This is a genomic window from Paenibacillus sp. 2TAB26, from assembly GCF_052115145.1.
GTDB lineage: Bacteria > Bacillota > Bacilli > Paenibacillales > Paenibacillaceae > Pristimantibacillus.
On record NZ_JBFRGC010000009.1, the window covers coordinates 84731 to 96432 of the forward strand.

The window sequence follows — 11702 nt, forward strand, 5'->3', positions numbered from 1 at the left end:
TCAAAAAATATCCATGCTCATATACCGCTCTCCAGTATCTGGAGCAATGCACAGCACTCGCTTCCCAGCACCAAGGCGTTTTGCAATTTGCATCGCTGCCCATACCGAAGCGCCTGAGGAAGGGCCTAGCAGCAAACCCTCTTGCGTCGCTAATGCTCTCATTGTCGTTAGAGCATGCTCATCTGAAACTTGAATGATTTCATCATAAATCGATGTATTAAGAATAGCGGGCACGAAACCAGGACTAGTGCCGACAAGCTTATGCGGGCCTGGCTTTCCTCCTGACAGCACCGGTGACCCTTGCGGCTCTACTACCGCTACATACAAATGAGGGAGCACTTCCTTTAGCGCTTCACCTGTTCCTGTAATCGTGCCGCCTGTTCCTGCGGTAGCAACGAAAGCATCTAGCTTGCCATCTGTTTGCTCAATAATTTCTATCGCAGTCGTCATTCGGTGAATCTGCGGATTCGCATGATTCTCGAATTGATTCGGTATGTAGCTGCCCGGGCGCTCAGCCCGAAGCTCCTCCGCTTTTCGAATGGCTCCCGGCATGCGTTCAGCAGCAGGCGTAAGCACAACTTCCGCTCCGTATGCTTGCAGCAGTTTAATCCGCTCAGCAGTCATGTTGTCCGGCATAACTAATATTATGTTGTAACCTCTAGCTGCTGCGTTCATGGCTAGGCCTATGCCTGTATTGCCGCTAGTTGGTTCAATAATGGTATCACCAGGCTTAATCAAACCGCGCTTCTCTGCATCATTAATAAGAGAGAAGGCTGCGCGATCCTTTACGCTGCCGCTTGGGTTAAAGCGTTCCAGCTTAACGCATACTTCGGCGCTGCCTTCCTCTGGAAGACGGTTTAGCCTTACGACAGGCGTATTCCCAATTAATTGCGTAATGTCTGCAACTACTTTCGGCATTCCTTCACTTCCTTTCTATTTAGGTTTGTGCTTGCTGCTCTGTAAGAAACGGCTTCATGAACCACCAACCAGCAATCGGCACGATGCCAACCGCAAACAAGAGCCAAGTAATGGCGACAGCAGAATGATTCAGCGGCAAAACGATTAAATATGACGATAAGCCGATAATCCTGCCAAAAACTAATCCCGCTTCACGAAGGACGATAAATTCCTCTCGTTCCCGCGCACTTTCCTCGGACTGGCCAATGAGGTCAAATACTCTTGAGGTCATAGGTATAATATAAAGCGGCATAAACAGTGATGTTCCGATTCCGAACATAAGCAATGTAGCATAAGAGACCTTCCAGAACAGCGGCAATATAACGATTCCAATCATGATAACGCCTATGAGCATCGCCCATTTGCGATTGTTTTTTTTGAGCTTTTTGCCAACAATCCAGAAGCTGATTAAAGCAACTAAGGATGTAATGAGTGAATACGTTCCTAGCTTGCTTTCATTTTGCGTAGCTACGTATACCGTAAGGCCAACAAGAAACATAAATACGCCTTCTCGCACGCCCTGCGCTGCAATAGCTGGAAACATGCGACGCCACGGATTTCCTTTTTGCATCAGCTGCTGAAAACCATGCTTCCAATTATAGCGGCCTTGACCATGGCGTTTCTTGAGCCAAAAGCTGAGTACTACACTTATAGAAAATATGATTAATGAAAGGGTGAAAATAAGCCTATATCCCTTTTCTCCTTGCATCGACGTGATAAGCAAGCCTGATACCCACGGCGCCACGATACCTGCCGCAGAACCAAGCAGCCCCGACCAGCCATTGAAACGATCCCGATTATCTGGATCTGTCACTTCGAAATAAACTACATTAAATGCGACCCAAAAAAAACCGAGTGCCATCCCATTTAAAAGGCCAAGCGGCAAATAATATACCTTCGCTTGTGTACCCAGCAGCAGTACTGAACAATAAAACACGCCTGACAAAATAATGCCTATGCGCAAACTATTCATTTTGTTATGCTCTTTTACCCATTTCCCAACAACCCAAAAGGTTAAACCACTCATTACATATTGACCCATAGTGAACCAACCGATCAACATATAAGATTGGCTTGCTTTCCATAAGTATACGGGAACAAACGTCCCAGACAGCGCGTTCGCAATACCGTAAAGCGCCTGCACAATAAGTAAAAGGGCTGCTTGTCCATTTAAGGTTTTTGCCAAAACGATTCCTCCTGCCGCAGGCCAGTTCATGCATTCACATGTCTAGCCTTTACGTATCAGAATTACGTTTTGTAAGATTCCCTTATTGGATGCAGCCCATGCCCGTCCATTATTGCCAGTTGTTTGTTATTCTTCCGGTGTTAGACGATTGATCATTTGCTCGCGGTCGCCTGAACTCAGCAAGGACGAGGTTTGATAGCAAACGGGACAAACGTACAAGGTCAATTGAAAAGGAGTTTCGAGCACCGCTTTTCCTAAAGATGGAGCGATTCTAGACTCGAATTGCTGCCCATCAATTGTCTGTACGCCTGCTTCGATCATATACGCCCGACATGCCGGGCATTCAGGTACTTCATCCTGATCATCAAGCACACGCTGAACCGTTTCTTCCACAGCAAATCGTGCACTGTCAGCATTGCGGAAACCATCACCCTGAGCTAGCCAACGTTTATGGTTCGGATCATCGGAATCGTCTTCTTCCGCTTCTTCCTCCAGTTCATCGTCTGACCAATCGTCTTCAGGTTCCTCGCCATTTTGCTTTGCTGCTCTGCGAGCATCATTGATTTTTAGCGCCTGAACAGCTTTTTCATGCTCATCAGCTTCCACTTCATCCTCATCATAACCAAGCTCTATCGTACGATATGCGCTTAATTCATTGTCGCAATGCGGACAATGCGATTCCGGCCCAATTTCTTCATCCCATACAATTTCCGTTAAACACCAAGGACATATCAAATGCTCATCCATGCTCATAACTTCCCCTCTAATGATTCATTAAATATACGATACCGAAAACAAAAAACAAAACAGCGACAACCGCTAGTATTCTCCATAAATATTTCATATGGTTTCACCCCGTTTATATAATGACAGTTGCACCAATCACGTAAGATAAAGATACAGAAATGATCATTGCAATAAGCCCTACCGCACGGTTATCACGAGCGATTTCGTCATCGATTCGAAAAACAGGCGTTAGAAATTCGAATAAAAAATAAGCTGCCATAAGTATGACGAAACCGAACGCACCCCAAATAAGGCTTTGATACACCGAATCGTTGGACTCGATGGAAAACCTGAAAATATTACAAATACCGAATATTTTACCGCTTGTCGCCATAGCAACAGCAACGTTTCCCTTTTTTATCTCCGTCCAGCATTTATATTTGGTTACGAGCTCAAAGCACGATAAAAAAACGATGAGAGACAGCACCGCAACCGATACATAAACAAGTGAAGCAGCATACGGATTGCTCAGCAACTGATCGACTTCATTACTCATTTACAAGACCCCTCCATCATCTGCCGTATTCGATTGCGCAATGGCTAGGAGCTATTTAAGCTCCACAACCGTCACGCCAACGCCGCCCTCGCCATAATTGCCGAGTCGAAAGCTCTTCGCATGGCTGTGTCTACGCAAATATTGCTGTATTCCTGTACGAAGCACACCAGTGCCTTTACCATGAATAATAGCAACCTGAGCTAAGCCTGATAAAAAGGCCTCATCAAGAAAACGGTCAACCTCAAGGATTGCTTCTTCCAGATTTTCTCCGCGAAGATCGAGCTCCATCTTAATATTTTCTTCTCTGGTGCGCTGCAAGCTGGCTGCTTGCTTCGGCTGTTGTGTCTTACTAGCGGTTGCTCCAGAGCTTCGCAGCTCCAAATCATCCAGCGCAACCTTCATCTTCATAATGCCGAGCTGCACTGTAGCATCGGAACCATGAATTTCCACAACCGTGCCTTTCTGATTTAAGCTGTATACGGTTACTTCGTCGCCAGCTTCAATCTTAACCTGTTTCGTTGCTGTCTTGGAAGCTCCCCGCTTCGATTTCTGAAGCTCAGGAGCCGCTTCATCCAGCTTGCGGCGTGCCTCAATGAGCTTATGCTCCTTGACGGAGGCACCCTCCTCCATTGCAAGCTTCCGCAAATCTGCAATAATTTGTTCTGCCTCGCGTTTGGCTTTGAGGACAGCCTCGCGAGCCTCATCTTGCGCCTTCTGCATCAGCTTTTCTTTCTGCTCTTCAAAGCGCAAACTCTCTGCCTCATGGCGCGCGCGCAGCGTCTCCATCTCACGGCGGAGCGACTCTGCCGTTTGACGTTCCGTTTCAGCGCCTAACCGGTTCTCTTCAAGGGAGGCGATCATATTTTCAACCCGTTGATCCTCTTCACTTACTTCTCCTCTTGCATGCTCAATAATCGAGCGAGCAAGTCCTAAACGCTCAGCGATAGCAAATGCATTGCTTCGGCCAGGAACACCAACAAGCAGACGGTACGTAGGGCTTAAAGTAGCAACATCAAACTCCATGCTGGCGTTAATGACTCCCTTGCGATTATAAGCATAAGCTTTCAGCTCGCTGTAGTGCGTAGTTGCTACAATACGGCTTTCCATAGCATGAACATGCTCCAATATGGCAATAGCAAGCGCCGAGCCTTCAGCTGGATCTGTTCCTGCACCAAGCTCATCAAGCAGCACTAAGCTCTTTGATGTCATGGAGCCTAAAATGCGAATGATGTTTTTGAGATGGCTGGAAAACGTACTGAGGCTTTGTTCAATGCTCTGCTCATCACCAATATCGGCGTAGATAGCATCAAATACACAAAGCTGGCTGCCATCCTCAGCAGGTACAAACAATCCTGACATGGCCATAAGGCTAAGCAGTCCGATGGTTTTCAAGGAAACCGTTTTACCGCCTGTATTCGGTCCCGTTACAATGATGGAAGTGTATTGATTGCCAAGCTCCACATCGAGTGGAACAACCTGCTCAGGTGCAATTAGCGGATGGCGTCCACGTTTTATTTTCAGAAAACCTCGGTCATTCATCCGCGGCTGTGTAGCCTTCATGAGATGAGCAAGCCGAGCCTTTGCAAAAGCAAAATCGATTTGACCAAGTAAATCCAAGTTATAAATAAGATCTTCTACATAATCGGATGCCAAAGCAGTTAGCTTCTGCAAAATTTTCTCAATTTCCCGCAGCTCGCCTGCCTTTAGCTCTCGAAGCTTATTGTTCATTGCAACTATGGCTTCCGGTTCGATAAACAACGTTGCGCCAGAACCAGACTGATCGTGCACGATTCCGCCAAAGTGAGAACGGTATTCCTGTTTCACTGGAATAACATATCTATCGTTGCGAAGTGTTACGATGGCGTCCTGCAGCATTTTTTGAACGGACGAGGAACGGACCATTTGATCCATTTTCTCACGAATCCGTGATTCGCCATTTCTAAGCTCGCGCCGGATAGAGGCCAGTTCAGCACTAGCACTGTCCATCACTTCCGCTTGGTCATCGATGCAATCAAAAATCGCATCCTCAAGCGACTTATGCTCACTTATTTGATCTGCAATATGGTGCAGCATTGGAATGGGATTATCTTCATGCAAAACGCTGATATGCCGTTTTACACGTCTACCGCCCCGTGCGGTATTCGCAATATCCAGAAGCTCAGCCGGATTAAGGGTACCGCCTATACGGGCACGGTGAAGCGGCGCTGATATGTCCACAATTCCCCCAAATGGCGCACTGCCTTTAAGACGATCAGCTGTGTAGGCCTCGTCGGTAATTTGCAAAATCTGCTTTACCGATTCCAGATCCGAAACCGGCTGCAGCGACTCAGCAATGGTTTTCCCAAGCGATGTTGCTGCATGCTGAGACAATCTATGTATGATTTTAGGATATTCAAGTGTCTTCAAAATTTTAGTGTCCAACAATTAACACTCCTCTCGCCTTCCTATTATAGCCGAATCACGACTTTGATGCACGAACTGAACCGTTGTTTCATACATAAATGATGCTCAATTGGTCACAATATAAACGAACGAGCCGTCTAACGACGCAACTTTAGCAATACTGTACGGAAGGAAATAACAAAGAACTGCGAACGTGGGCGACTATAAGCTACACAAGTACCAAAACAGCTCCAGTTTTGTTTTCCATTTGTTAAACTTAAGGAGGGTTATAAAATGTCTTTTTTGGGACATGTCGTCCGGTTTATCGTAGCCGCGCTGGTATTAATGCTTGTTGGGTTTATCGTTCCACAATTTAGCGTAGGCGGATTTTGGAGCGCCTTTTTCTTAGCGCTTGTCATTGCTGCACTAGGCTGGGTAATTGAAGGCATATTCGGCAAGCGGGTTACACCCTTTGGCCGAGGAATCGTCGGCTTCATCGCAAGCGCAGCTGTTATCTGGATTGCTCAGTTTATCGTAGGCGGCGTAACTGTAACCTTGCTTGGCGCCATCTTAGCTGCTCTTGTTATCGGGATCATCGACCTGTTCATTCCGGTCAGCACTCCCTATGAAGCAGGCAGACGCGATCGCGATTAATGCAGGCTTTATGTGAGACCAGCCCTTGATTGCCTTAATGGCGGTCAAGGGCTGATTGCTGCGTACTGCCAAATTTTCGCGTTTCCCCTAATCATTTCACAAGAAATTCATGAGTTTGTCATCACACCGTCACTGCAATTGAAAGCTAGTTAAGGTACAATAGATACAATCCAAAACATTCCTATTACATTGGATAATCGAAAGGGGACGCTTTACGAATGAAAAAATGGTTATTATTTGCAAGCGCAATGTGTTTAGTCGTTGTCATTGCTGCATGCGGCACAAACACAGCCAAACCCGAAAATAAAGAAACAAATACAACAGTAGCAGATAGCGGAGCTTCTTCATCTGACCTTGTCATGACAGCATCTAACTGGAAATTTGACAAAAAGGAATATAAAATCAAAGCCGGCGAGACGGTTAATCTCAAGCTTGATTCGGTTGACGGCATTCATGGCGTTCAGATCCAAAAAACCGACTACAAGCTTTCAAATGGCGACACGATCGCTGTAAACATTAGTGAGCCGGGAAGTTATCAAATGATTTGTTCCGTTCCATGCGGAGCAGGGCATAGAGAAATGAAAGCTGTTTTAGTCGTAGAATAAACGTTTCTGAAAATAAATAAAACTTAAAAACAGCCGAGCTGGATGGAATGAATCTGCTCTGCTGTTTTTTTGTTGTTTCCTGTTCTATTTTACTCTGAGAAGAGAGGCTAAAGCAGGATAAACTTCCGTTATATTTATTTTTTACCTAAGCAGTGAGCATTTGGGGGATCATATCATTTTTTTCTCTATTCACGCAGCCAAACTACATATATTTTTCTTTTATCGCATATATCATTTTTATTTAACAATCGAGTAAGAAAATTTGATGACCTTCCTCTTTCCCCTCCTTGTCCCCTCTGATAAAATATTAACAATATGCAAAGCGAAAGGAGAAATGGTGATGGGAATTTTACAAAATCGAGTCGCCATTGTTAGTGGAGCTGGTACAGGGCTTGGACGTGCAGCTTCAATCTCGTTTGCAGCAGAAGGCGCAGATGTTGTGCTGCTTGGGAGAAGACTTGCGAAGCTTGAGGAAACTGCTTCGATTGTAAAGGCAAAGACGGGAAAAGATGCATTAGTGCTGCAAACAGATGTCTCCGATGAGCAGCAAGTCCAAGACACCATTTCAGCAGTCGTCCAGCAATTTGGGCATATCGATATTATTTTGAACAATGCTGCTGTTCTTGAATCAGGTAGTGTGCTCGAACTAACCTCAGAAGAATGGCAAAATCAAATTGCGATCAATCTGACAGGACCATTTCTGCTGACTAAGGCTGTTTTACCAACTATGCGCAGAGCAAAATATGGACGAATTATTAATATTACCTCCGGCCTGTCATGGAACGGCGCAGGCGGCTATGCAGCATATAGCGCAGCCAAGGCAGGATTAGAGTCGTTGACACGCACCTTAGCCGATGAGGAGTATGAGCATGGTATTCTTGCAAACCTCTATAATCCCGGCATGCTTCGTACAGAAATGCACGCGACCGGCAAAGATCCTGCAATCGTTACACCGGACTTGATTCGTCTAGCAAGCTTGTCCGCCGGCGGTCCAACTGGCACAATCGTATCTTATGGTTAATCTCTAAAAAGAAACCGCAGAAACAAACGTCGGCAATAGCCTTTGTTTGTTTCTGCGGTTTCTTGGTTCTTATCGCTGGATCAGCTGTGCTCGATGAGCTCGATCCATTCGTTGTATTCGGTTTGCAGCTTCGAATATTCATTTTTCAGCTTATGATGCTGCTCCTGCAGATCAGCGTGATCCTCAGCTAGCCTCTCTGCAGAACGAGCTGCTTCATCGCGTTCATAGACAAGTGACTCAAGTGCGCTTGCCGCCTCATCACGCTCACTGGCTAATCGCGCAGCCTGACGAGCTGCTTCATCTCTTTCTGTTGCAAGCTTAGACGTATGCTCGCTCAGCTCTTCCTTCAAATCGGATGCGGCAGCTGCTTCCTGCATTGCTCGCTCTAGCCGCTCTCTCAGCTCCTCTTCCGCTGATTCACGCGACTTCTTCTCAAGCTCATACTGCTTCACCTCAGCAGCCACCTGTTCCGCATATTGCTGCTGTGCCTGCAATCGCTCACTGAGCTCACGTTCACGGGCAGAAGCCGCTTCTAGCTGCTGAGCTGCAATGCGCTCTCGAGCTGCTGTCCATTCCAACTGCTCCGTTAGCTCTTGTTCTCTAATTTGCAGTTTCTCCAAATTAGCCTTATAGACCTGTTCTCCGTTTGCCGCAGAAGCCGCAATTTGCTCAATTTTGTCCAGCTGCGCTTGCAGCTTCTCGATCGCAGTCTCGTAATCGTGCTGCTGAAGCAGCAGCAGCTCCTCTTGATCCGCAGATAGCTGCTTCAATTGCTCGTCATGCTCTGCTGCCAGTTGCTGCAAGCGAGCTTCACGTTCATTCACTATCTGCTTGCGAACCTCATCCTGCTTGACAGCAAGCTCATTATATCGCTCTTCATACTGGTCAACGAGCTGCTCCGCAAGTGCGGCTTGCTCGACAGCCGCTGCTTTGGACTTGGCTTCAAAATCATTTGTCAGCTGCTTCTGAGCATCTTCAAATTGAATCGCTTGCTCAAGCAGCTTCTCTTCGTATTTCTGAACGAGTTCATTCTGCCTAGCTTCATACTCGGCTGCCTTTTGCTTTGCCTGCTCATTATAATCATGAGCCAGCTGCTTATTTTGCTCCTCGTACTGCACAGCCTGCTCTAGCAGCTGTTCTTCATGAAGCGAAGCCAATGTTCTATTATTTGCTTCATGCTCAGCTGCTTTTTGCTTGCTCCGCTCCTCGTATTCAAGGACAAGCTGTTTACTTTGCTCCTCATATAGCAGTGCCTGCTCTAGAAGCTGCTCTTCATGTTGCTCTGCTTGCTGCTGCAGCTGCTCTTCATATTGTCTAGCAAGCTTCTTATTCAGTTCCTCATGGCTTGCTGCGAGCTCCTTGTACCTGGCATCCTTCTCTTCTGCCAACTGCTCATAGCGTTCATTGCTTTCTGCCGTCATTTGCTTAAACAGCTCGTCATTGTCGGCTTCGACTATTCGCAGCTGCCCTTCATGCTCCTCGCGCAGCGTCCTAGCAAGCTCACGCTTCTCATCCTCAAGCTTTTGCAGTTTCTGCTCATGCTCTTCTTCCAGCAATTCCTTCTGATTTTCAAGCTCAATCCGAAGCAGGTTGTTATGCTCTTCTGTCTGCTTCTGACTCATCAATTCTTGCTCTTCCAGCTCAAGCTGCAGCTTTAATAACTCCTCTTCAAGCTCAAGCTGCTTCTGTTCCTGCTGCTGCTCACGTTCCGCTGCTTCTTTCAATCGCGTTTGCAAATCTGTTGCCCGCTTATCCGCAGCGGAAACATGACTGCGTTCATGAACAAGCTTCTGTTCCAGCTCTTGGATTTGTACTAAGGACTGGCTGCTCTGTTCCTGCAGCTCCTCGATCTTGCTGCGTGTTTCATTCAGCTCGCTTTGCAGCAGCTCCCATTCATTTTCTTTTTCACGGAGCTCCTGTTCCAGCTGAGCATATGATGTGCGGAAGGATTCCTCCTGCTCCATTGCCTGTACGAGCAGCTCATCTGCTGAATTTATACGATTTTCAAATAATTCCTTGTCCTTCTTCCAGCCTTCTTGAAGCTCAGCAATTTGGGTTTGCAGCTTGCCTCGCTCCTCCAGCCAGCCGTTTCTACGCCGCTCAAGATCAGCACGAAAAGCTTGTTCCGCTTTAACGGCTTCTGCCTTCCAAGCCTGCTCACGCTCTTCACTCTGGCGGGCAATTTCTAGCTGCGAGGTTTCTGCATGGGCTAACCAGCTGAGTTCTCGCTCATCCCATTTACTCTGCCAGCTTCCTTCAAGCTCAGTCAGCTGCGCCTCTTTCTCTGCCTTTAATGCTATAAGCAGTGTTTCTTGCTCCGAGGCTAAAGCATTTAATTGGGCTTCTTTTTCTTGTCTAAGTGAAGCCAGTTCATCTGCCTTCACTTGTTCAAGCTCCAATCGCAGTTCTTCCTTCTCCAGCTCCAATTCAAGCTGCTGATTTTCCTTGGACAATCGCAATTCAGCCAGTTCTGCATCCTTTTGTTTTCTCAGCATGGCAAACTCTGCTTGCTCTGCTTCCTTCTGACTTGCAAGCTCTGCCAGCTCTAATTCCTTCTGATTTGCAAGTTCTGCAAGCTCTAATTCCCTCAGACTTGCAAGTTCTGCAAGTTCTGTTTCCTTCAGACTTGCAAGCTCTGCCAGTTCTAATTCCTTCTGACTTGCAAGCTCTGCAAGTTCTGTTTCCTTCAGATTTGCAAGTTCTGCAAGTTCTGTTTCCTTCTGGCCTGCGAGCTCTGCCAGTTCTAATTCCTTCAAGCTTGAAAGCTCTGCCAGTTCAGCAGCCTTCTTGCTGCTAAGCTCTTCTATTTTCGTTTCCATCATACGCTTTAACTCATTCAGCTCAGAATCCTTCCGAGCTTGGAGCTGTGCAAATTGCTCATCCTTTTTCGTTCTGAGCGCTGTAATCCGTTCCACATTTTCTTGTGTAAGACGGATGATCGTCTCCTCTTGCACCTTCATTGCCTCGGCTGCTGCCGCTTGCTGAGCTGAAGCTTGCTCAGCGGCAAGCGCCAGCATTTCGTTCAGCTCTGCTTCTGCCGCCGCTTTAGCCTTTTGCAATTGCTCGCTTGCCATACGCTTCGTCTCAGCAAGCTCAGCTTTAAGCGAGACCGCTTGCTCGCTCATTTGCTCCAGCTCTCTGATCAGGAGATTAAGCTTCGCTTCTTCCTCCAGAAGTCTTGTATTGTCGCGGCGCAATCGAAATACTTCCTCTGTTATTTGCACAGCAGAGAGGACAGCCAGCTTCGGCATATCAAGACGCGGATACCCCTTCGCCAGCTTCTTCATGCTCTCGTCAATCGCCGCTGCAACCCTTTTCATATATTCTACGTTGGTATGGCCCTTTAACTTATATTGAATTCCATATATATCAACCGTAACTACCGTTTGTTCAGCATCCATTAAGGCGAATCCTCCTAATATACAAGTAGAGCTAGCTTAAACGGCTGACATCATCCTTCAGGGGCATACGTTGTTTACGTTCTCAACCGTTGCCGTCCAGAGAGGAACTGCTTTCGTTTCTCTAGCAAATATAAATACATGACCGTTATGAAAAAACCAATCATTCCTTATATTTACAAGGAAAAAAGCCGCATCAATAGCTCACTAGGAACTA

The 11702-nt window shown here is 46.6% G+C and carries 9 protein-coding genes; 3 read left to right on the forward strand and 6 right to left on the reverse strand.

The features are described 5' to 3' along the window. From cysK to AB4Z50_RS11715, 5 genes are all read right to left on the reverse strand, one after another. On the reverse strand, nucleotides 1–918 hold the full coding sequence (gene cysK, locus AB4Z50_RS11695) for a cysteine synthase A (RefSeq protein WP_339207699.1): 918 nt from the start codon (nucleotides 916–918) through the stop codon (nucleotides 1–3). Between the two features lie 19 nt (nucleotides 919–937). Beyond that, a complete protein-coding gene (locus tag AB4Z50_RS11700) occupies nucleotides 938–2143 on the reverse strand; it encodes an MFS transporter (protein ID WP_339207698.1) in 1206 nt (401 codons plus the stop codon). A gap of 126 nt (nucleotides 2144–2269) precedes the next feature. Continuing rightward, nucleotides 2270–2890 carry a hypothetical protein gene (locus tag AB4Z50_RS11705; RefSeq protein ID WP_144376747.1) on the reverse strand — a complete coding sequence of 207 codons (621 nt, stop codon included), beginning with the start codon at nucleotides 2888–2890 and terminating at the stop codon, nucleotides 2270–2272. Between the two features lie 112 nt (nucleotides 2891–3002). After that, complete coding sequence (locus AB4Z50_RS11710) at nucleotides 3003–3425, reverse strand: DUF350 domain-containing protein (protein WP_076267890.1); 423 nt, start codon at nucleotides 3423–3425, stop codon at nucleotides 3003–3005. Nucleotides 3426–3476: 51 nt separating this feature from the next. Next, a complete protein-coding gene (locus tag AB4Z50_RS11715) occupies nucleotides 3477–5846 on the reverse strand; it encodes an endonuclease MutS2 (protein WP_441879016.1) in 2370 nt (789 codons plus the stop codon). Between the two features lie 255 nt (nucleotides 5847–6101). Here AB4Z50_RS11715 and AB4Z50_RS11720 point away from each other — a divergent pair, with 255 nt between their 5' ends. From AB4Z50_RS11720 to AB4Z50_RS11730, 3 genes are all read left to right on the forward strand, one after another. Further along, entirely contained in the window at nucleotides 6102–6461 is a 360-nt protein-coding gene (locus AB4Z50_RS11720) for a phage holin family protein (RefSeq protein ID WP_076267892.1), read from the forward strand. A gap of 218 nt (nucleotides 6462–6679) precedes the next feature. Further along, on the forward strand, nucleotides 6680–7066 hold the full coding sequence (locus AB4Z50_RS11725; protein ID WP_339207695.1) for a cytochrome C oxidase subunit II: 387 nt from the start codon (nucleotides 6680–6682) through the stop codon (nucleotides 7064–7066). A gap of 340 nt (nucleotides 7067–7406) precedes the next feature. Continuing rightward, nucleotides 7407–8087, forward strand: a complete 681-nt coding sequence (locus AB4Z50_RS11730; protein WP_339207694.1) for an SDR family NAD(P)-dependent oxidoreductase — start codon at nucleotides 7407–7409, stop codon at nucleotides 8085–8087. A gap of 80 nt (nucleotides 8088–8167) precedes the next feature. On the opposite strand, the gene zapA is transcribed toward AB4Z50_RS11730, so the two are convergent. Beyond that, a complete protein-coding gene (gene zapA / locus AB4Z50_RS11735; protein ID WP_441879019.1) occupies nucleotides 8168–11488 on the reverse strand; it encodes a cell division protein ZapA in 3321 nt (1106 codons plus the stop codon). Nucleotides 11489–11702 lie beyond the last annotated feature (214 nt).

Coding starts and splice junctions, on each gene's coding strand:
- cysK (WP_339207699.1), bottom strand. CDS start 918: ATGCCGAAAGTAGTTGCAGACATTACGCAATTAATTGGGAATACGCCT.
- AB4Z50_RS11705 (WP_144376747.1), bottom strand. CDS start 2,890: ATGGATGAGCATTTGATATGTCCTTGGTGTTTAACGGAAATTGTATGG.
- AB4Z50_RS11710 (WP_076267890.1), bottom strand. CDS start 3,425: ATGAGTAATGAAGTCGATCAGTTGCTGAGCAATCCGTATGCTGCTTCA.
- AB4Z50_RS11720 (WP_076267892.1), top strand. CDS start 6,102: ATGTCTTTTTTGGGACATGTCGTCCGGTTTATCGTAGCCGCGCTGGTA.
- AB4Z50_RS11725 (WP_339207695.1), top strand. CDS start 6,680: ATGAAAAAATGGTTATTATTTGCAAGCGCAATGTGTTTAGTCGTTGTC.
- AB4Z50_RS11730 (WP_339207694.1), top strand. CDS start 7,407: ATGGGAATTTTACAAAATCGAGTCGCCATTGTTAGTGGAGCTGGTACA.
- zapA (WP_441879019.1), bottom strand. CDS start 11,488: ATGGATGCTGAACAAACGGTAGTTACGGTTGATATATATGGAATTCAA.